The 22,622-nt window shown below is 54.3% G+C and carries 14 protein-coding genes; 2 read left to right on the top strand and 12 right to left on the bottom strand.

The features are described 5' to 3' along the window. Nucleotides 1–20: 20 nt before the first annotated feature. The 12 genes from ACMZ66_RS12825 to ACMZ66_RS12770 all read right to left on the bottom strand — a co-directional run bounded on the left by ACMZ66_RS12825 (nucleotide 21) and on the right by ACMZ66_RS12770 (nucleotide 16,286). Entirely contained in the window at nucleotides 21–1,553 is a 1,533-nt protein-coding gene (locus tag ACMZ66_RS12825; RefSeq protein ID WP_416937597.1) for a monovalent cation/H+ antiporter subunit D, read from the bottom strand. Further along, entirely contained in the window at nucleotides 1,553–1,909 is a 357-nt protein-coding gene (locus ACMZ66_RS12820) for a Na+/H+ antiporter subunit C (protein WP_416937596.1), read from the bottom strand. The genes ACMZ66_RS12825 and ACMZ66_RS12820 overlap by 1 nt, the downstream gene beginning before the upstream one ends. A 1-nt stretch (nucleotide 1,910) precedes the next feature. Next, nucleotides 1,911–4,784: a monovalent cation/H+ antiporter subunit A gene (locus ACMZ66_RS12815; protein WP_416937595.1), complete on the bottom strand. Its 2,874-nt coding sequence runs from the start codon at nucleotides 4,782–4,784 to the stop codon at nucleotides 1,911–1,913. A gap of 447 nt (nucleotides 4,785–5,231) precedes the next feature. Continuing rightward, complete coding sequence (locus tag ACMZ66_RS12810; protein ID WP_416937594.1) at nucleotides 5,232–6,440, bottom strand: MFS transporter; 1,209 nt, start codon at nucleotides 6,438–6,440, stop codon at nucleotides 5,232–5,234. 74 nt (nucleotides 6,441–6,514) lie between these two features. Beyond that, entirely contained in the window at nucleotides 6,515–7,678 is a 1,164-nt protein-coding gene (locus ACMZ66_RS12805) for a trans-sulfuration enzyme family protein (protein ID WP_416937593.1), read from the bottom strand. 228 nt (nucleotides 7,679–7,906) lie between these two features. Continuing rightward, complete coding sequence (locus tag ACMZ66_RS12800) at nucleotides 7,907–9,142, bottom strand: phenylacetate--CoA ligase family protein (protein ID WP_416937692.1); 1,236 nt, start codon at nucleotides 9,140–9,142, stop codon at nucleotides 7,907–7,909. 48 nt (nucleotides 9,143–9,190) lie between these two features. Further along, nucleotides 9,191–9,973 (bottom strand): ABC transporter ATP-binding protein, encoded by a 783-nt coding sequence (locus ACMZ66_RS12795; RefSeq protein ID WP_416937691.1) that lies wholly within the window; start codon nucleotides 9,971–9,973, stop codon nucleotides 9,191–9,193. Between the two features lie 152 nt (nucleotides 9,974–10,125). Further along, nucleotides 10,126–11,370, bottom strand: a complete 1,245-nt coding sequence (locus ACMZ66_RS12790; protein ID WP_416937592.1) for an ABC transporter substrate-binding protein — start codon at nucleotides 11,368–11,370, stop codon at nucleotides 10,126–10,128. A 106-nt stretch (nucleotides 11,371–11,476) separates the two neighbouring features. Further along, nucleotides 11,477–12,550: a branched-chain amino acid ABC transporter permease gene (locus ACMZ66_RS12785; RefSeq protein ID WP_416937591.1), complete on the bottom strand. Its 1,074-nt coding sequence runs from the start codon at nucleotides 12,548–12,550 to the stop codon at nucleotides 11,477–11,479. A gap of 18 nt (nucleotides 12,551–12,568) precedes the next feature. Next, nucleotides 12,569–13,462, bottom strand: coding sequence for a branched-chain amino acid ABC transporter permease (locus ACMZ66_RS12780; protein ID WP_416937590.1), 894 nt, complete (start codon nucleotides 13,460–13,462; stop codon nucleotides 12,569–12,571). 62 nt (nucleotides 13,463–13,524) lie between these two features. Next, a complete protein-coding gene (locus tag ACMZ66_RS12775) occupies nucleotides 13,525–15,474 on the bottom strand; it encodes a long-chain fatty acid--CoA ligase (RefSeq protein ID WP_416937589.1) in 1,950 nt (649 codons plus the stop codon). A 2-nt stretch (nucleotides 15,475–15,476) separates the two neighbouring features. Continuing rightward, nucleotides 15,477–16,286 carry an ABC transporter ATP-binding protein gene (locus ACMZ66_RS12770; protein WP_416937588.1) on the bottom strand — a complete coding sequence of 270 codons (810 nt, stop codon included), beginning with the start codon at nucleotides 16,284–16,286 and terminating at the stop codon, nucleotides 15,477–15,479. Nucleotides 16,287–17,103: 817 nt separating this feature from the next. On the opposite strand from ACMZ66_RS12770, the gene acnA reads away from it, so the two are divergent. Both acnA and ACMZ66_RS12760 read left to right on the top strand, forming a co-directional pair. Beyond that, entirely contained in the window at nucleotides 17,104–19,791 is a 2,688-nt protein-coding gene (gene acnA / locus ACMZ66_RS12765; RefSeq protein WP_416937587.1) for an aconitate hydratase AcnA, read from the top strand. A 216-nt stretch (nucleotides 19,792–20,007) separates the two neighbouring features. Next, nucleotides 20,008–22,554 carry an EAL domain-containing protein gene (locus ACMZ66_RS12760; RefSeq protein WP_416937586.1) on the top strand — a complete coding sequence of 849 codons (2,547 nt, stop codon included), beginning with the start codon at nucleotides 20,008–20,010 and terminating at the stop codon, nucleotides 22,552–22,554. Nucleotides 22,555–22,622: the final 68 nt, after the last annotated feature.

Raw genomic sequence — 22,622 nt, 5'->3', positions numbered from 1 at the left:
ATCATATCCTTGGTCCCCCCTTACTGGCCAAGCTGTGCCAGGGCACCTTGCCCAAGCACCGCTTCGATATAGTCGGATGTGTCAAACAACTGGGCAGCCACACCGTTTAGGTAATCGCTGATCGGGCCGGCAAAGACCGTCAAGGCGATCAAGGCGGTCAACATGCCACAGCCGGCAATGATCGGAAGAACGGGCCATTTGGCACCTTCAACCGTGATCTCGCCCTCGACCGATGCGCTTTTCCAGAACAGAACGCTGCCTGCCCGGCCAAAGCCGATGATGCACATCAGCGACGTGATCAGGATAATCGCCCAGACCCACACCATCGCATCACTGGAACGCGCGGCATCAAGGATCTGAAGCTTACCGATAAAGCCGCTCAGTGGCGGCATCCCGGCCATGCCGATCGCCCCGATAAAGAACAGAACGGCAAGGAAACCGGACTGATGGAATTTCGGGGCGGTATGCAGGCTATCGGCAAACGCGCCACGACGCGACACCACCAGATCGGCAATCAGGAACAGCGCTGCTGCCGAGAAGGTCGAATGCAGCAGATAATAAAGACCTGCGGCAATGCTTTCTGGTGTGAACAAACCAACCGCTGTCAGAAGCGTGCCCATCGATCCAATCACGGCAAAGGCAATCAGCGTATTCAAACGCTTTGCCGCCAAAACACCGGTCATCCCAAGAACAAGGGTGATCAGTGCGGCCGGAAGGATATAGGGTTCTGCAATCCAGGCCATGTCGCCTGCTGTATCGCCAAATGCCAGCGAATAAACGCGCAGCACGGAATAGGCACCAACCTTGGTCATGATCGCAAACAGGGCCGCAACCGGTGCCGGTGCATTGGCATAGGTACCCGGAAGCCAGAAATGGATCGGAACCAACGCCGCCTTCACACAGAATACCAGCAAAAGAACAAGCGCACCTGCACGCAGCAACGCCGCATCGCCCGGCGCAACATTGGCAACCTGAATGGCGAGATCGGCCATGTTCAGCGTGCCCGTGACCGAATAGATCATGCCAACACCAAGCAGGAACAAAGCCGAACCCGTCAGGTTGATCACGACATATTGCATGCCGGCCTTCAGACGTTCCGCCCCCGCGCCATGCAGCATCAAGCCATAAGACGCGATCAGCAGGACTTCGAAGAACACGAACAGGTTAAACACGTCGCCCGTGAGGAACGCACCATTCACCCCCATCAGCTGGAACTGGAACAGGGCGTGGAAATGCTTGCCGCGCTGATCCCATTCGCTTGATGCATAGAGAACAACACCAAGTCCCAGAAGCGATGTTAGGAAGATCATCATCGCCGAGAGACGGTCAAGAACCAGAACAATGCCAAACGGTGCCGGCCAATCCGACAACGCATACATTTCCGGATCATTGCCGCTGGCAAAGATCAGAAGCGACAGGGTCACCGCAATAAGGGCGACCGTGGCTGCAATCGAAAACACGCGCTGCAGGATAATGTCGTGACGTACCGCCAAAACAATCAGAGCGGCCATCACGGCGGGCAGCACTATGGGAACAACAATCCAGTCACCCATCAGTTTTTATCTCCTGCTTCGGATGGCTCACCCACCGGGCGACCGTCAACATGGTCATTACCGATTTCAAGGAAAGCCCGGATCGATAGAACAACGATCAGGGCCGTCATCCCGAACGAGATCACAATCGCCGTCAGAACAAGTGCTTGAGGCAACGGATCGGTATATTCGGTGACACCCTCACGCAGGATCGGGGGCATATTGATCGTCAGGCGTCCCATGGCGAACAGGAACACGTTCACCGCATAGGAAATAAGCGCCAAACCGACCACGACCGGGAAGGTTCGACCACGCAGCAACAAATATGTGCCGCACGTGATCAAAAGCCCGATACTGCTTGCTACAAGAAATTCCATATCAGGCCTCCTTTTCCGGCGTTGCCACCGGCGTCGCCGGTGCAGAAGGATCATGGTCCATCGGTTCGGCATTTATATCGACATGTTCTGCCATGCGTTCGACCTGTGACAGCTTGGCCAGGGCCAGCATCACTGCGCCGACCACGGTCAGGAACACGCCAAGGTCAAAGCCCATCGCAGACGCGACTTCGAATTTGCCGATGATTGGCAGGCTAAGATAGGTAAAGCCACTGGTCAGGAACGGAAGCCCCGCGACCCATGCCGAAATACCCGTAATCGCAGCTGCAATTACACCAAGACCGATCATGCCGTGATAGTTGACCTTCATGCGGTTCTGGGTCCAGCCAAAGCCGGACGCCATATATTGCATGACGAGTGCGACCGAGACGACCAGACCAGCGATAAAGCCACCGCCCGGTTCGTTGTGACCGCGCAGGAAGATGTAAACACCCACCATCAGCGACAGCGGCAACATCACCCGTGTGGCAACAACCATCATCATCGGATGGCGGTCTGCCGAACGGCGATTATCCACCACCCAGTTTGCCAGACGTTTTGCCGCCTCGCCCTGGGTCACGGTTTCAATCAACGCAAAGATCGATAGGGCAGCAATACCCAGAACGATGATCTCGCCAAAGGTATCAAAGCCACGGAAGTCAACGAGGATCACGTTCACAACGTTGGTCCCGCCGCCTTCGGTTTTCGAGTTCGCCAGATGATAGGCCGAGATCGAGTTGGGAAGATCACGCGTCATGATCGCCCAGATCGCCCCACCAACACCAAGACCCGCCACGATGGAAACAAATCCGTCACGCAATTTGCGCCCCGGCATGCTTTCCTTTGGCGTTTCCTTTGGCAGGATATTAAGGGCCAGCAACATCAGAATGACTGTCACGACCTCAACCGAGATCTGGGTCAGGGCCAAGTCCGGTGCCGACAGGTAAATGAAACCAAGTGACACGATAAGTCCAACCACACCAACCAGAAGCAAGGTCAGCAGACGGTTATGATGCATAAAGACCGACGCAATACAGGTAACAACCAGCAACAACCAGCCAATGGCTGCGGGCAGTGAAACGTCAAGCAGCTCGCGCGAACCCGAAAGGTAATCCGGCTTCGCATAGAAACCAGAAAGACCAATCGCGACCGAGGCAACCACCATGATGCACAGATACCGCTGTAGTGATCCGTTATGCAGATTGTCCGAAATCAGTCGGCTCAGTGCGACCAGTTTGGCAATCCCGCAATCAAACATCGCCTTGGCATCCGGGCGCGACAAGTTGGCCGTTGCCTTCATCAGCCCACCGTGACGCATCAGCAAAAGCGAACCACCGATAATCGCAATCACACTCATACCCAATGCCGGGGTCAGGCCGTGCCACAATGCCAGATAGTAATCAGGCAACGGACCACCAATAACCGCACCCGACGTTGCGGCAACCAGCGGACCCGCAATCGTTTGCGGGAACAAACCGATCAGAACCACCAGAACCGTCAGCAATGCCGGCGGTGCCCACATGCCAAAGGGCGGGTCATGCGGATGATGCGGAAGATGCTCATCACGCGGTTTGCCCAGCCAGACATGGAAAATAAAGCGGAACGAATAAGCCACCGAGAACAACGCACCCACAGTCGCCAGAAGCGGCACCACCCAGCTTTGGTCAAGCCACATGGTGTGCCATGCTTCTTCCAGCATCATTTCCTTGGAAATGAAGCCGTTGAGCGGAATGATACCGGCCATTGATGCCGCCGACACAATCCCGATGGTCCCGGCAATCGGCATCAGATGGAGCAACCCGCCAAAGCGACGAATATCACGCGTCCCGGTTTCATGGTCGATGATACCGGCCGTCATAAACAGCGCTGCTTTGAATGTCGCGTGGTTGATGATGTGGAACACCCCAACAACGGCTGCCATCGGCGTTCCGAAACCAAGCAACATGGTCACAAGACCAAGATGACTGACCGTCGAATACGCCAACAGCCCCTTAAGGTCGTGCTTGAAGATCGCAATCCATGCGCCAAGCACCATGGTCACAAGACCGGCTGTCGCAACGATATAGAACCATTCCGGCGTGCCCGACAGAACCGGCCACATACGCGCCATCAAGAAGATGCCCGCCTTGACCATGGTTGCCGAATGCAGATAGGCCGAAACCGGGGTCGGTGCAGCCATGGCATGCGGAAGCCAGAAATGGAACGGGAATTGTGCCGATTTGGTAAAGCAACCCAGCAGGATCAGGATCAATGCCGGAACATACAGCGGCGATGCCCGGATCAGATCGGCATTTTGCAAGATCACGGTCAGATCATAGGACCCGACAATGTCGCCCAAGATCAACATCCCGGCAATCATTGCCAAGCCACCCGCACCGGTGACGGCAAGCGCCATGCGTGCACCCTGACGCCCTTCTGGCAGATGCTTCCAATAACCGATCAACAGGAACGATGACAGCGATGTCAGCTCCCAGAAAATCAGCAGCAGCAGAATGTTATCGGAAAGAACGATACCAACCATGGCGCCTTGGAACAGCAACAGGAACACATAGAACCTGCCCATGGGATCGTTCTTTGAAAGATAGAACCGCGCATAGATGATAATCAGCAAGCCGATGCCAAGGATCAATGTTGCGAACAGCAACCCAAGCCCATCAAGGAAGAAGGTCACGTTCAAACCTAATTCCGGCAACCAATTATAACTGACCTGAAACACCTCGCCGGCAATGACCGCAGGGGCCTTTGCCATCAAAAGGATCAGGGCAAGCAGCGTCACAGAACCGGTAGCAGTGGCACATGCATTGCGCCCGGCCCTGATCATTATGGCGGGTAACACCGCCCCAATGAAGGGAAGCAAAACAATGAGGGTGAGACTCATGAAAGACCCTTATTTTTGGATATTCGCCGCATCGCCCCCAACGCGAGACAGCAAGAAAATTCCGGCAGAAGTTAATATTTGTACCTAAGGCCAGGACCTATTAATTTGGTTTGACTGGTCGATCAGATTTGTGCGGATACGCGAAGCAAAGGCGCAGGAAGATATGCATCTTTCAAGTCTTTGCGACAAAGTCGCCCGTGCAAATCTGATCGATCCGACGGACAGTGTTTGTATTGGCAAACTCCCACGTCAAATCCCTTTGCCGGGATACCAACCCGCCCAGCGGGCTTTTCCTTGGATTTTGCCAATACAAACACTGCCACTCCAATCAAATTAATAGGTCCTGGCCTTAGAATGGTCAAGAAAACCCAAACAGCGCAGCTTTTTACCTTGCCGCTGTCAAGTGAAGACGATCACCCGTGTTTACAACCCCGACACGGGTATTGATTACTTTTTACCACCTGCAAGCAGTATCGCCTCTGGCATCATGCGCAAACGCAACATCGCGACGGTACCAAGAACCGGTCCGATGGCCAGCATCGCAAACGCGCCCCACCATCCGAAATTCTCGGCGACAATGGGAACCAGATGGATCGAAACCAACGCAATCATGAACCCGATGGCATTTTGCAGTGTCAGGGCCGTGCCGACCTGATGTGGATCGGCAAGTTCAATCACGCAGGATGAAAACTGTGCTGAATCGGCCACCACCGAAATGCCCCAGATGATGCAAATGACCAGGAGGATCACAAAGGGTGCATCACCAAATGCCCCGGCCACCATCGCACAGGCCCCGCTGATCACCATGGCGGTGATGGTGACCGTCGTGCGACCAATCCGGTCTGCATAGTATCCGCCGGCAAGTGATCCAAACGCGCCCACACCGACAATGGCAAAGGTCGAAAGCGCTGACCAGATGCCGGGATTGTCGATCATGCGATCTGAATAGGCCCCATACAGAAACAATCCGATCCAGCCCCACATGGCATAGAGTTCCCACATATGCCCGAAATAACCATAGCACGCATGACGAAGCGGCTTGTTCGCCCAAATCTTGCCAACCATTTTCGGATCAAAGCGCGGCGATTTGCCCGGTGTTCCACCCAAATGGACAAACAGGATTGCGACACTTGCGATATAAGCTGAAACGCTGGCAATCACGATCACCCAGCGCCAATCAAGCGGAACCGCAACCGAAAACAGATGGGGCATCGCTGATCCCATGGTCAGCGCACCGACCAGAAGTCCAACAAGGAAACCTGTATCGCCACGTGACCAGGTTGCGACCATCTTCATGCCGACCGGATAAATCCCCGCCATGCAAACACCTGTCATCAGGCGCAACAGAATGACAACAACGCCATCCACCGGAACCGTAAGGATCAGGATATTGGCGGTCGCGGCAATCATTGCGGAGGCGGCCCAAAAGCGACGCGGTTCAATCCGATCCGCCAACCCCAATGCGGCACTGATGACAGTGCCAAGCACAAACCCCAACAAGACAGAGCTGGTAAACAGGGATGATTGCAGCGTGCTGATGTCAAATTCGGCGCGCAATTGCGGAAGCACCGCCGTTGCCGAGAACCACAGGGCAAGCGCCATCAACTGACAGACCGTTATCATTGAAACGGCAAAGCTCTTGCCAGTTCGTGCCATTCTTCCCCCAAGCTCATCCCACAGCTCATTCAGCTGCGACGGCGACATCATAAACAGCCGCAATCATATTTCTATTATGCTAATGCATTAATAATGCGGGACAAGTCACGCCACAGATCATCGGGGTCTTCAAGGCCAATGCTGATCCGCAAAATGGTGTTGGAATTTCCCGGCCAAGGGAAGGTCCGATCAGCTGCAATTGACATCGGCGCCAACAAGCTGTGCGTCCCACCCCATGATGCCCCGATCGAAAAGGTTTCTGCATGATCGACGGCTGCGATCACAGCGGATGCCTTGTCATCCGGGATGATGATGCTGAACACGCCACTCGCCCCGGCAAAGTCCCGTTTCCAGATGGCATGGCCCGGATCATGTTCCAAGGCCGGGTGCAGGACCAGTTCCGGCGCAACTGTCTCAGAAATCCGTTTGGCAAATGCGAATGCGATCTTTTCCGCATGACGCAAACGAAGCGGCATGGTTTCAATACCACGCAGAACAAGCGCACAGTCATCGGGCGACACGCCCAGTCCCATCATGCTCATCATCGATTTCAGGGACAGATACCAATCACGACGGCCCACAGAAACCGACCCCATTAAGATGTCGGAATGCCCGCCTGCATATTTGGTCAATGCCTCGACCACGAAATCCACACCCGCTGAGACCGGCTTGAAGTTGAGTGGTGTCGCCCATGTATTGTCACAGCCCACCAAAATACCCTTGGCATGTGCGCTGGAAACCAGTGCCGAAACGTCCGTCATTTCCATCGTGGTAGAGCCAGGCGTCTCGATCCAGACCAAGCGCACATTTTCAGCGAACATCGATGATACTTCATTAATCGAAGCGCGCGGATCATAAACGCGGTGCTCAATCCCGCGTGGTGCAAGGAAATCCTGGCAGAAGGATCGTACCGGCGGATAGGCACAATCAGGGATCAGCACCGTATCTCCGGGTTTTAAGACTGACACAAACACCAACATGATTGCCGCCTGCCCGGATGGCAAAAGCAAGGTTCCCTCGGCTGCTTCAAGCTTATTGATTGCGGCTTGGAGTTTGCGGGTCGTGGGCGTGCCGCCAAGACCATAGCTATAGCCATCGACACCGCGCTCTGCCCGGTTGGCATAGTCAGCACTATCGGGAAAGACGATGGTTGATACGCGGTGAACCGAAGGTGCCAAACTGACATAGCCGTCGTCGCTGATTGCCGGGGCCCGAACACAGGTTGTTTCATCACTCATGCGGGCGGCTCCTTTTGGCTTTGATTTGCAGTGCGTTGGCCATGCCTGCGACCTTAATCGCAAACAATCAACAGTGTCTTACATTTCCTAAAACGTATGCCGGGCTGTAATCCGGATATCAAAGGTCGATCTTTGTATCCTATTCAAAGCAAAAGAAATGCCGCCGGTCGAAACCAGGCGGCATCAAGTTTCCCGAGCGGGAATGAAGCGTTACGGGAAGTTAACGCGTTAGGAATGATCCCGGCGATCATCGATCACCTTGCCATCATTTGGCAGGGTTCCGGCCGGATTAAAGGCAACTTCGCCGCGCAATTTGCAAACACTGGCCATGGTTTCACCAATGGCGGCCAAATCAGCCGCACCCTCGTTGCCTTCGCACAGAAGGGTCATGACGTCATTGTCGTTTTCGCGCGTCACAACAAGGCGGGCTTTGGCAATCGCATCGTGGCGTTTAACAATCTCGGCAACCTGCTGGGGATGCACAAACATGCCTTTGACCTTGGTGGTCTGATCGGCACGGCCCATCCAGCCCTTGATACGGTCATTGGTGCGGCCACAGGCACTTTGCCCCACCGCAATCGCCGACAGATCACCAGTCGCAAACCGAATAAGCGGGTAATCCATATTAAGCGTGGTGACGACAACCTCGCCAACTTCGCCTGCCGGGACCGGCTCGCCCGTTCCGGGACGGACGATTTCAAGGATAATGTCCTCGGCAACGATCATGCCATTCTTGGCGTCGCTTTCATACGCAATCAGGCCAAGATCCGCACTAGCATAGCATTGCAGCATGGCAATGTCGCGCTCGGCAAACCAGTCGCGTAAGCTTTCAGGCAATGCTTCGCCCGACACCAATGCACGTTTGATCGACGAGATATCTGCACCAAGTTCCTCGGCCTTTTCAATCAGGATCTTCAGGAACGATGGCGTACCGCTGTAACCGGCTGGTTTCAGATCACTGATCGCTTTGACCTGTGCTTCGCTTTGTCCAACGCCTGCCGGAACCACAACACAGCCACAGGCACGCGCACCGCTGTCAAAGATAAAACCACCCGGTGTCAGGTGATAAGACAGGCAGTTATGAACGATATCGCCCGGGCGAAAACCGGCAGCAAAGAACGCGCGGCCCATCCGCCACCAATCATCGCCCTTACCCTGCGGATCATAGATCGGTCCGGGGCTTTGGAACATGCGCGCCATGGCCGGGATCGGTGTAGCGTTCAGGCCCGCAAGTGGCGGTTCTTTGGATTGGCCATCGATCAGATCGGATTTGCGCGTAACCGGCAAGGATGCCAGTGCTTCGCGTGATGTGATGGTCTGCGGGTCGATGTCAGCCAGGATGCGGCCATATGTTGCCGACTTGGTTTTGGCGTGATGCAAGATACGCGGCAATGCTGCCATCAGGCCGGTTTCACGGCTTTCGGGCGTCCGGGTTTCGCGTTCATCGTAATAAGTCGTCAGCATCACACCTGTCTTTCCATCTACTTTGGCAACCACATCATTATATGGTTCTTACAGCCAACGTTTACGGCGTTTGTAAGATTTAATGTTCTTGAAGCTTTTGCGTTCTTCCGAACCACCGCCAAGATAGAACTCTTTGACGTCTTCATTGTTCAAAAGCTCGTCGCGGGTGCCATCCAGAACCACCTTGCCGCTTTCCATGATGTAGCCGTAATCGGCAACCTTCAGCGCAAAGTTGGCGTTCTGTTCAACGATCAGCATGGTGATGCCCTGCTCGCGATTGATCTTTTCGATGATCCCGAACACTTCCTTCACCAAAAGTGGCGACAGGCCCATGGACGGTTCATCAAGCAGGATCATTTTCGGACGCGCCATCAACGAACGCCCGATTGCCAGCATCTGCTGCTCCCCGCCCGAAAGGTAACCGGCAAGACCGGTGCGTTCTTTGAGGCGCGGGAAATATTCAAAGACCATCTCGATATCGTCTTTGACGCCCTTGTCTTTGCGCGTATAGGCGCCCAGACGCAGGTTCTCGATGCAGGTCATGTCTTCAATGATACGGCGGCCTTCCATCACCTGAAACAGGCCGGACCGCACGATTTCTTCCGGGCTGCCATTGGCGATCTGGTTGCCCATGAAATTGATGTCACCACGGGTCACTTCGCCATCTTCGGTCTTAAGCAAGCCCGAGATCGCCTTAAGTGTCGTGGATTTCCCAGCCCCGTTCGGGCCAAGAAGGGTCACGATTTTGCCTTGCGGAACCTCAAGCGATACCCCGCGCAGGACAAGGATCACCTCGTCATAAACAACTTCGATGTTATTGACCGACAGCATCGGTTCAGCGGTGTCAATTTTGCGGGCGGGCTCTGCCATGGTGTCCCCTTCGAATTTGATCTTCGTGATCCCCCGCTGTCGGAGGTCGGGCATCTTGCGTATTATGCCCGGCCTCCGAACAGTCTGGGAGACATTCGTCTTACCGGTTGGTCTTAGTAACCAAGCCAGTCGTCACGACGCGGCAGGGTGACGGTCGTTACTTTTTCGACCGTTACTTCGCCACCTTTGGCGCTACCGTTATAGATGTTGACGGTGTTGATGCCGCGATGATCTTCGGCGGTCCAGGTTGCTTCCATGCACACACCTTCAAGACCTTTCGGTACCCACATCTCGCGGGCATACATGCCAGCCTTGATGTTCTCACCGGTGATCCCGCCATTCGCCTTTGCCCATTCCATGGCTTCTTTCATGTAATAGGCCGAGCAGATGCCACGGATATAGTGGTGGGTACGGAATTCTTCGCCCGAGCTATCAGACATTTTCGAAACTTCGCGTACCAGTTCCATGCCCGGAACGCCTTCGTCGGTCCAGAAGCTGGTCATAGCCGGGAAGACATAATTTTCGACATCGCCGATGGTTTTCAGGGTCTCGTAATCGCCTGCCCAGATGTTGGCGAGCCATTTCGGCGTTGCGCCAACCGTGTCACAGGATTTCACCAGCGACACAACCGACGGACCGAGGTTGCCAAGGTAACCATAGTTGGTACCGGCTTCTTTAAGCGTCAGGCACTGTGCCTTGAAGTCGCCCGGCTTCATCGAAACGACGACCGGTGCGGTTACTTCAAAGCCAAGCTCGGTTGCATATTCAGCACACGCTTCTTTCGGTGCGTTCGGATACGGGTGGTTATCACCGATATGCGAGAAGACCGGCTTGCCCGAAGCGCCCGAAGACTTCCAGTCTTCAGATGCCCACTGAACCAGCGCACGGCAGCCATCCGAATAGGATGCGCCATAGAAGAAGTTATACGGTGCCGGTTTTGCGGTTTTCGGGTTCTTGCCGGTCGGATCGGTCAGGTGACCGGAATAGGACGCGGAATAGACCGGAACCTTGTCCTTGGCAACGAAGCTGATCAGAGCTTCGGTATCGCCCGTGCCCCAACCCTGCATCGCGACCATTTCATTACGCGAACGCCATTTTTTGTAGTTCGCAATCGCCTGCGGAACTTTATAGGCATAGTCGATGGATTCAGAATCCAGAACCGTGCCATCAATACCGCCATGGGTGTTGATGTAAGACAGCGCATCACGCACACCATCAGCATAGAACTTGCCGATAAAGCCGGTCGGGCCGGTGATATCCATCAGATGGCCGACAAAGACCATATCGTCATCAGCCTGGGCTGCCGAGAATGACAGGCCGGTCGCAACCATGGCGGTTGCAGCAATTAGTCTCTTCATAACGACGTCTCCCTTGGACGTTTTCATCAAAGATAGCCTCCCGGTCTCCCCGTTTTTTGGTCCCGGCCCTCTTGTTTTTTGTGCGGGCCGGGTTCGGGGGTCTTTATCAGTACGAGAAGGGATAAAGCTTCCAGTACGCCCTGATCTGTTGCCAACGATGGGCCAGGCCATCGGGTTCAAAGATCAGGAACAAGATGATGGCCAGACCAATTGCCATCTCCTTGATATAAGCCAGTCCATCGGTCACAGCCGTGGAGCTTGCCCATTCGAAAACGCTCAGCGCGCTAACACCGCTTTCCATGACTTCTGGCAACAGCACCATAAACACCGTGCCCATCAGCGTTCCTTTGACCGAGCCAAGACCACCGATAATGATCATGCCCAGGAACTGGATCGACAGCAGAATGGTGAAGCCTTCAGCCGAGACAAAGCCAAGATAATGGCCATACATCGCCCCGCCGACACCGGCATAGAAAGATGAAATTGCAAAGCTCATCAGACGATATTTCGTCAGATTGATGCCCATGATTTCAGCTGAAAGGTAATGGTCACGGACCGCAACAAAGGCACGGCCATCACGGGTACGCATCAGGTTCGTACCCAGCAGATACATCACCACCAGGAAGAACAGACACACATAGAAGAAGCTGAAATCATCAAGAACTTCATAGCCAAAAACGTTGATCGGGTTGGCTGCCGCACCATAGGAGCCACCAGTGAACCACTCGGCACGGGCAAAGAAGTCTTCAAGAATGAACTGTGCAGCCAGTGTCGCAATCGCAAGGTAAAGCCCCTTGATGCGTGCTGCTGGCAAACCAAACAGCATCCCCACAGCCGCCGTCATCACACCGGCCAACGGGATCGACAGCAAGACCGGAATGCCGGTCGTATTGTTGATCCAGGCTGATGCAAAGGCACCAAAACCAAAGAACGCTGCGTGCCCCAGTGAAATCTGGCCCGTAAAGCCAACCAGAATGTTCAAACCCAGTGCCGCAATGGCAAAGTAGGAAATCTGGATGAACAGGTTGACGTAATAGCCATCCAGAACAAACGGGATCAGTGCGACGGCAATGATGCCAAGGATCGCGGCATTGCGGATATAGGTCGTATCGAAAATGCGGGTATCCTGACGATAGGTCGTTCGAAAATCACCGCAGGGACGTATCGAAAATCCAGCCATAGTATTCTTCCTCGTCCCTTAGATACGTTCGATATCTTTGGTGCCAAACAGGCCATACGGCTTGATGCACAAGATAATGATCAGCACATAGAACGGCGCGATCGAGAACAGGTTGCCCCAGTGCAGATACTGGCCATCGACAAACTCGGCTGTGTTTTCCAGAAGACCGATGATCACACCACCAACGATTGCACCGACGATGGAATCAAGGCCGCCCAGAATAACCGCCGGGAACACCTTGATACCGATCACGGACAGGGCCGAAGACACACCGTTGACCATACCAATCACGATGCCGGCAATGCCCGACACCAGGGCCGAAATCGCCCAAGACATGGCAAACACGGTTTTAACCGAAATCCCCAGGCTTTGTGCGACCTGCTGATCAAACGCGGTTGCACGCATCGCAAGGCCAAGCTTGGAATATTTAAAGAACCAGTAGAAACCGGCCATGATGAACAACGAGATCACGAAGCTCATGATGTAGGCGGTTTCAATCTGCATGCCGAGCAGGTTGACTGACCGGGTTTCAAACACCTGCGGATAGGTCGCGGTCGTTGCGCCAAAGATCCACTTGGTTGCCGCCTGGAAGAAGATCGAAAGACCGATGGTCACCATAATGACCGAGATGATCGGTTCGCCAATCATCGGGCGCAAAACCACCATCTGCAGGATGATGCCAAACGCCATCATAAACAGCAGCGTAAACAGGAAACCCAGCCAGAAGGGCATACTCATTTCCACGAGGAACGCATAGCAAACCCATGCGCCGATCAGCAGAAACTCACCCTGGGCGAAGTTAACGATCTGGGTCGATTTATAGATCAGAACAAAGCACATGGCGACGACGCCATAGAGCGTTCCGACGATCAACCCGTTCAGCAGAAGCTGGAACAGAAGTTCGAAATTCATGTTGCCATCCCTGTAATGGCGGCCCGCGATCCGATGATCGGGACCACAGTTTTGCTGCTACCTTATTCGGCGGCTTTCGGGGTCGTCTGTGCGACCTTGTTATTTTCGAGATCAACGACCTTCACACTCGTCTGGATGCGGGTTTTCGACCCGTCCTGGAAGGTGATCATGGTGTCGATATCAACCTTTTCATTGCCGGCATAAACCGCATCGATGATGTCGGCATATTTCTCGGCAACCACGCCGCGGCGTACTTTGCGCGTACGGGTCAGCTCGCCATCATCGGCATCAAGTTCCTTGTAAAGCAGAAGGAACCGCTTGATGCGCTGGGCTTCCGGAAGTGTTTTGTTCACTTCACGGATTTCCTCGGTGATCATGTCGTAGACCTGCGGCTGCGCAGACAGGTTGGTGTAGTTGGTAAAGGCAATACCGCGCTGCTCGGCCCATTTGGCCATGATCGAATACCGAATGCAGATCATGGTCGACAGGAACGGCAAGTCCTTGCCAAGGATCACGGCCTCGGCAATGAACGGCGAGAATTTCAGTTTGTTTTCAATAAACTGCGGCGAATAACGCACCCCGGTCGAGGTTTCCGCCAGATCCTTCATTCGGTCGATCACCACAAGGTGCTTGTTCTCGTCCTTGAAGTAACCGGCATCACCGGTATGCATCCAGCCATCCTTGACGTCATCGTCATAGGCCGCCTGGTTTTTGTAATATCCGGTGAACATGCCCGACGTACGGGCAACGATCTCGCCAACACCGTTTTCATCGGTATTGATGACTTTGATCTCGGAATTATCAAAGGCAACACCAACGGTATCGAAATCAATATCGCCCGGCTGATGAATGGTATAGGCGCCGCAAAGCTCGGTCTGGCCATAAAGCTGACGCAGCGGAACACCCATCGCATGGAAGAACTTGAAGGTTTCCGGACCAATCGCCGCACCACCGGTCGCAGCCGAACGCAGATTGGTAAAGCCAAGCCGGTCTTTCAGCGCATTCATCAAGATGACATCAGCCATCTTGGAATGACCACCGTTATCAAGGGCGGTACGCGCCAAGGCCATACCGAAATCAAACATCTTCTGCTTGAAGGGCGTGGAATCCATCATGCGTGCACGAACATCGGCCGCGATGGTTTCCCAAACGCGTGGCGCCAGAAGCACGAAGTGCGGACCAATTTCGCGCAGGTCCGCCATCATGGTTTCCTGCTCTTCGACGAAATTGACGATCTGGCGGCTGATCAGCGACTGACCAACCACATAGACCTGCTCCATAATCCATGGCAGCGGCAGAACTGAGACATAGTTATCACCCGGATATTTCGGGTCAGCACGAAGATAGGCTGCACAGTGATCAAGAAAATCACCAGAATTGAGCATCGCCATTTTCGGCTTGGACGTGGTGCCCGACGTCGTGCAGAGGATCGCGCATTCATCGCCCTTGGTATCGGCAACCATCTGGTCATAGATACCCGGGTTCTTTGCTTCGAGCTCGCGGCCCATCTCATAGAGTTTTTCAACATCCATCAGGCGAGGGTCATCATATTTGCGCATGCCACGCGGGTCGCAATAGATGATGTGCTCAACAGTCGGAATGTCTTCGCCAAGTTCGATCAGCTTGTCACACTGTTCTTCGTCTTCGGCGATCAGAATGCGCGCACCAGAATAGGTAATCAGATAGGCGACTTCTTCGTGAAGACTGTCCTGATAAAGACCAACCGACATGCCGCGCATTGCATGGGCAGCAATTTCAGCCCAAACCCATTCCGGGCGGTTTTCACCGATGATGCCGACAACGTCGCCCTGACCAAGACCAAGCGCACGCATGCCAAGCGTCATCCATTTGACGCGGTCGTTATAATCTTTCCAGGTGAATTCCTGCCAAATGCCGAATTCCTTTTCGCGCATGGCAACGTCACCGCCCCAGTTGCGCGCATTATAGGCCAGCACTTTCGGGAAGGTATCGAGCGACTGAACGTCGGCATATTCCGGGATATTGCTGCTCATGATCAGGCCACCTGCTCGTCTTCATCGGTTTCGTCGTCTTCTTCGCCCAGATAGGCTTTCTTGACGTGCGAATTGGCCATCACTTCTTCCGGCAGGCCTTCGGCAATCTTGCGACCGAAATCAAGAACCATGACCCGGTTGGAGATATCCATGACAACGCCCATGTCATGTTCGATCATCACAACCGTCATGCCCCACTCTTCATTGAGATCGATGATAAAGCGCGCCATGTCCTCTTTTTCTTCGAGGTTCATGCCCGCCATCGGCTCATCAAGCAGGATCAGATCAGGACGCAACGCAACAGCACGCGCAAGCTCGACACGCTTGCGCAGACCATAGGACAGCGTCCCGGCGGTTGCCTTGCGGATGTGGGAAATTTCAAGGAAGTCGATGACATCTTCGCAGAAGCGACGATGTTCAAGTTCCTCTTTCTGAGCCCCGCCAAACCAGTAAAGCGGACCGTTCAGGAAGTTGTTCTTCAGAAGGTGGTGTCGGCCGACCATGATGTTATCAAGAACATTCATATGGCCAAACAGCGCCAGGTTCTGGAACGTACGACCAATGCCCAGTTCGGCACGGTCATTCGGCTTAAGGCCCGTTACATCCTGCCCCTTGAAGGACACCGAACCGGTCGTTGGCGAATAGCGGCCCGACACACAGTTCAGCATGGATGTTTTACCGGCGCCGTTCGGCCCGATGATTGAAAAAAGCTCGCCCGGCTGGACGGAGAAGCTGACATCACTCAGCGCACGTACACCGCCGAAAACCAGCGACACGTCGCTGATCTGCAAAATAGGACTCTGTGACGTCATACCGTCGCATTCCTCCCTGACTTGGGCCGCAATGCCGCAGAACCGCATTTCGGGTTCCATCGCGCAAAAATTGCAAACCGCTGTTCAGTTTCCCTGATGATGTGTCGGTTTATTTTGTAACCCTGACCTTACGGAAACCGGGCTTGACACATTTAATAGGCATTTAAGTACCAATTTCAGCATATCGCGTCAATGCAATGATCCATAAGGGATTGGCTGTTTTATACAAATTCGCACTGCACAATTTGACGCATCCGATTTCCGCCCCTCATTCTACCCTTGATTACGTAACGTTATCTGACGGCGTGAACATTTGATGACGCGCACCATCACCGCATCGCAAAAATTTCCTGCAATCATGCGCTGCACAATATCTGATGGTTGAACACCCGGTTCGCGAACCTGAACAGGTGATCAGGATTTGATGAAATCGGCTCGGAGTCGGGGCCACCCGGCGTCGCTCAGGACGCCGGTGTGATGGCGGTGATGGTTTGGACTCCGCACACGCATGTGGGTAGTGTGAAAAACAGACTCGGACCACAACCGCACCTATTGAAAGGCGAAAAGCGCTCCCACATATCGACTAAAGGTTTTTCAACGCTTGTTGTACTTTGCCAATATGCTGTGATCAGCGGGTTTTCCCTAATACCCCTTCTGAGGGTCTGGACTTTCACAGGGATTTGTGGTGTAACCCCGTTGCACATAGATATGTAGCCGTGACCCGCGTCACGCAACACAGATAGCCCACCGCTCGGCGCTCCGACGGTCGGGGTGTCTTGTCACGACAAGCCCTTTTAACCACCTTGAGGAGGGTCTGATGTCCATTTGTGGCAAAGACAACCTGAAAACGCGCCGCACGCTGAATGTCGGGGACAAGTCCGTCGACTATTACAGCCTCAAAGTTGCTTCCGAGAAATTCGGCGACGTTTCAAAACTTCCGTTCACGCTGAAAGTCGTTCTTGAGAACCTTCTGCGTTACGAAGACGATTTCACCGTTAAAACCGACGATGTCAAAGCTGTTATTGATTGGCTCAAAGAGCGCAAGAGCAGCCACGAGATCAACTATCGTCCGGCCCGCGTTCTGATGCAGGACTTCACCGGCGTTCCCGCCGTCGTTGACCTTGCAGCAATGCGCGATGCTGTCGTTAAAATGGGTGGCGACGCCCAGAAGGTGAACCCGCTTTCACCGGTTGACCTCGTCATTGACCACTCGGTCATGATCGACTTCTTCGGCACCGACGACGCACTCGACAAAAACATGGAAGTCGAGTTCGAGCGTAACGGCGAACGTTATGGCTTCCTGCGTTGGGGCCAGAACGCATTCAACAACTTCCGCATTGTCCCGCCGGGAGCAGGCATCTGCCACCAGGTGAACGTTGAGCATCTTGCAAAGGTCGTTTGGACCGGCGAAGACGAAAACGGCAAAACCGTTGCTTACCCGGACACGCTGGTTGGTACCGACTCCCACACCACCATGGTAAACGGCCTTGCTGTTCTTGGTTGGGGTGTTGGTGGTCTGGAAGCTGAAGCAGCGATGCTTGGTCAGCCGATCTCGATGCTGATCCCGGAAGTCGTTGGCTTCAAGCTGACCGGCACCATGAAAGAAGGCATTACCGCAACCGACCTCGTTCTGCGCGTCGTTCAGATGCTGCGTGAAAAAGGCGTTGTTGGTAAGTTCGTCGAATTCTACGGCGAAGCCCTTGACCACATGAGCCTCCCGGACCGTGCCACCATTGGTAACATGGCACCGGAATACGGCGCGACCTGTGGCTTCTTCCCGATCGATGACGAAACGCTTAACTACATGCGTTCGACCGGCCGTGACGAAGACCAGATTGCTCTGGTTGAAGCATATGCCAAAGAACAGGGCATGTGGCGTGAGCCGGGCTTCGAAGCTGAATACACCGCAACGCTTGAACTCGACATCTCGACCGTCGAGCCGGCCCTTTCGGGTCCGAAGCGTCCGCAGGACCGTGTTCTGCTTAAAGATGCCGTTTCAAGCTTCAACAGCACCTTTGCCGACATGGCACCGGGTGTAGACACCGACCGCTCTGTCCCGGTTTCGAACGAAAACTTCGAAATGAAAGACGGTAACGTCGTGATCGCCGCGATCACCTCTTGCACCAACACCTCGAACCCGAGCGTTTTGATCGCAGCAGGTCTTCTGGCGAAAAAAGCTGTCGAACTTGGCCTTCAGAGCAAACCGTGGGTGAAAACCTCGCTCGCACCGGGCTCGCTGGTTGTTGCCGACTATCTCGAAAAAGCAGGCCTTCAGGATTACCTGGATCAGCTTGGCTTTAACGTTGCTGGTTTCGGTTGCACCACCTGTATCGGTAACTCCGGCCCGCTGGCGGGTCCGATTGCCGGTGCCATTGAAGATCAGGACATGCTGGTAACGGCGGTTCTGTCTGGTAACCGTAACTTCGAAGGCCGTATCAGCCCGCACGTGAAAGCAAACTACCTTGCTTCCCCGCCGCTGGTTGTTGCCTATGCTCTTGCTGGTAACCTGAAGATCGACCTGAACAACGATCCGATCGGTAAAGACAAGAATGGCAATGACGTCTTCATGAAAGACATCTGGCCGTCCAACAAAGAGATTGCTGACACCATTGCGTCCTCGATCTCGGCTGCGATGTACAAAGATCGTTATGACAACATCTTTGCAGGTCCGAAGCCTTGGCAGGCAATCGAAATCACCGAAGGCGAAACCTTCTCGTGGGATGGTAAATCCACCTACGTTCAGAACCCGCCGTACTTCGTCAACATGGCGAAAGAACCGGGTGATTTCGCAGAAGTTCATGGCGCACGCCCGCTTCTGATCCTTGGTGACTCTGTCACCACCGACCACATTTCTCCGGCCGGTTCGATCAAAGCTGACAGCCCGGCAGGTGAATACCTCAAGGCGAACGGCGTAGAAGTCCGTGACTTCAACTCTTATGGCGCACGTCGTGGTAACCACGAAGTCATGATGCGCGGTACCTTTGCCAACATTCGTATCCGTAACGAAATGGCTCCGGGCACCGAAGGTGGTGTTTCGGTTCATTATCCGTCGGGCGATCAGGGCTGGGTATACGACGTTGCCATGCGTTACCAGGCAGAAGGCACCCCGCTGGTTGTTGTCGCTGGTAAAGAATACGGCACCGGTTCGTCGCGTGACTGGGCAGCAAAAGGCACCAACCTGCTTGGCGTCAAAGCTGTGATCGCGGAAAGCTTCGAGCGTATCCACCGTACCAACCTGGTCTGCATGGGCGTTCTGCCGCTGCAGTTCAAAGACGGTGAAGGTCGTGAGACCTACAAGCTTGATGGTTCGGAAACCTTCGACGTACTGGGCATCGGTGATGGTATCACCCCGCTTCAGGACGTTACGGTCCGCATCACGCGCAAAGATGGCAGCACCGTTGAGTGCGTTGCCACCTGCCGCATCGATACCGAGAACGAAGTTCTCTACTACCAGAACGGCGGCATTCTGCAGTTCGTTCTGCGCAACATGATGAGAGCTGCCTGATTTCAACCTGAAATCGTTAGTGAAGTCTCTGGCGCCCCGCTGTTTTCAGCGGGGCGCTTTTTTGTTTTAGAATATCTTTAATCCTGATGTTCAACTCTTACATGTAACCTTGATCCAGAACAATTCCAGGGAATTGCAAACCTGCTAGGTATGGAGCAAGTCGCCTTGCCTTCAAGACGAAAAGCAAAAGAAACCAGGACACTAGAGCCAACGAGAATGATGCGCCCCTCACCGTCGGACGATCGTCACTTTGGATTGACGGTCGGAACACTTTCCCCCGGAACAGTTTTAAGCTGTGGCGCGCAAACGCCACTGGCTGAGGCCATTACAAAAATGCGCCACGCCAACAGCAGCTCCATCATTGTGGTCGAAGCCAACCGCCCCACCGGGATCGTCACAGAACATGATTTACTACGCCTTCCGGCATCAAGTGCAAAAGCCCGCGCGCAACCGGTCGAGACGATCATGTCCAAACCGGTCCACACCATTTCCGTCCATGCCAGCCCGCAATCCGCCATCGTGCGCATGCGCGAACGCGATGTGCGCCATCTGGTTACGGTCGATGAAAATGGCTGCCTTGTCAGCATTATCAGCCAAACCGATCTGATCCGTCAGGTCAGCAACAAGAAACCCTTCATCGCCAATGATGTCGCCGATGCGGTGCGTCAATCAACCATCTTTGCCGATGTCGACCTGCCGGTGTGGGAATTACGCCAGCGTATGCATTCTGAAAAATGCGATAGCGCGATCGTCACCGGCTTTACCGATTCTTCTGATCCCAAAATGCAGACCGGGATCATCACCGAACGCGATATCCTGCGTCAGTTGGCCGATGGCGATGATGGAGTCACCGCAGGACAACTTGCCACCCGTCCGGTGACAATCATCCAGCAGGACATGAACCTGAACGACGCGCGCAACATCATGATCAATGCGCGGATCCGTCACCTTGTTGTCCATAACCGGCACAACGAGGTCATCGGAGTTCTGTCCTTTGCCGATCTGCTGGAGTTTATCGAACAGGACTACCTGGTTTATCTCAGCAACGTCACCCAGGACGGTAGTAACGAGTTGGCACAGGCACGCCAGTCCCTGGCGCTGGCCCGCAAGCTGATTGAAAACTCGCCCGACTGCGTGATGGTCTGCAATGCCCGCGGCGAGATCGAGGCAGTTAATCCTGCCTTTACCCGCGTGACCGGTTATCAGGCCGAAGAAGTCATTGGCAAGAACCCGCGCATCCTGCAATCCGGCCGCCAAAGCAAATCCTTCTATACCAAGATGTGGACTGATCTGGCGCGTACCGGCAAATGGGAAGGCGAGATTTGGAACCGCCGCAAATCCGGTGAAACCTTTGCCGAATGGCTGTCCATCATGGCAATCCGTGATGGTGACGGTACGATCACGCATTACGCCTCGATCTTTACCGATATCAGCGGCCGGGAAAAAAGCCGCGAGGATGTCCTGCGGATAGCGTTCACCGATGAACTTACCGGCATGCCCAACCGTCGCCGGTTCTCGGAGTTGCTATCGCTTCATATCGGGCGCGCACGTCGTGCCGGTCGGCGTTTGACGATGCTGTTGCTTGATATCGATAATTTCCAACGGGTCAATAGCGCACTTGGTCACAATGCCGGTGACGATGTTCTGGTCGAAGTATCGCGCCGTATCAGCCGTGAGCTCGGACATGACGCGGTGATGGCCCGCGTGGGTGCGGATGAATACGCCGCCATCCTGTCCGACGTTAAGACCGAACAAGAGGCCCTTAACCTTGCTGAACGGCTTCTGGTCCGGCTTGGTGAGCCCCATCTGACCCGCAAGGGAGAAGACCTTTATCTGTCGTCCAGTATCGGACTTGCTGCCTTCCCCGAAGATGCCAACGACACCAGCAACCTGATCCGCTGTGCCGAAATGGCCATGATGCAGGCCAAGGAACAGGGACGAAACCGGGTCGGGCGTTATAGCGTTAATCTGCACAGCCAAAAGGGTGCCGATCTAGCACTTGAAAATGCGCTGCGCAGAGCACTTGATAATGACGAGCTTCACCTTGTCTATCAGCCGCAATTTGATGCCAAGACCGGCGCACTTTATGGCGTCGAAGCACTTGTGCGCTGGACCACGCCAGAGGGCAAAAACATCCCGCCATCGACCTTCATCCCGATTGCCGAGGAAATGGGCGTGATCGGCCAGCTCGGTCGTTGGGTTTTGCGCACAGCTTGCCGTCAGTTGGTCAGCTGGCGTCAGGAAGGGCTTTATAACCTGCGCCTTGCGGTCAATGTGTCCGTCCAGCAATTCTATGGCACGGTGGATTTCGCCGAACAGGTCCGCGCGATTATCGTTGATAAGGGATTGGCTGCTGACCGGCTTGAGATTGAAATCACCGAAAGCCTGTTCATGCGCAATATCGATGACATGCGCAGCAAGCTTCAAAGGGTGCGTGACCTTGGCGTCAGCATTTCACTGGATGATTTTGGCACCGGTTTTTCCAGCCTGAGTTATCTGCGTCGCCTGCCTTTTGACGTGATCAAGCTTGATCGAAGCTTTGTCACCGACATTGACGAAGGCGATGAGGGCAAGTCATTGGCCATCACCATCATCAATATGGCGCACAACCTTGGCAAAACCTGCGTCGCCGAGGGTGTTGAAAACCAGAACCAGCTTGATGTGCTGCGCGATGCCGGGTGCGAGCTTATTCAGGGGTATCTTCTGGGTCGTCCGATGGCCGCTGAGGATATCTCGAAAATCGCCAAAGCAGCCGCTGCCTGATCTGATTTAATCAGTGCACTTGAAAAAAAGGGCGGGGAAATCCCCGCCCTTTCGCAAATCTATCTCAC

Source organism: Thalassospira sp., assembly GCF_048059015.1.
Taxonomy (GTDB): domain Bacteria; phylum Pseudomonadota; class Alphaproteobacteria; order Rhodospirillales; family Thalassospiraceae; genus Thalassospira.
This window is presented reverse-complemented; position numbering and strand designations above follow the sequence as displayed.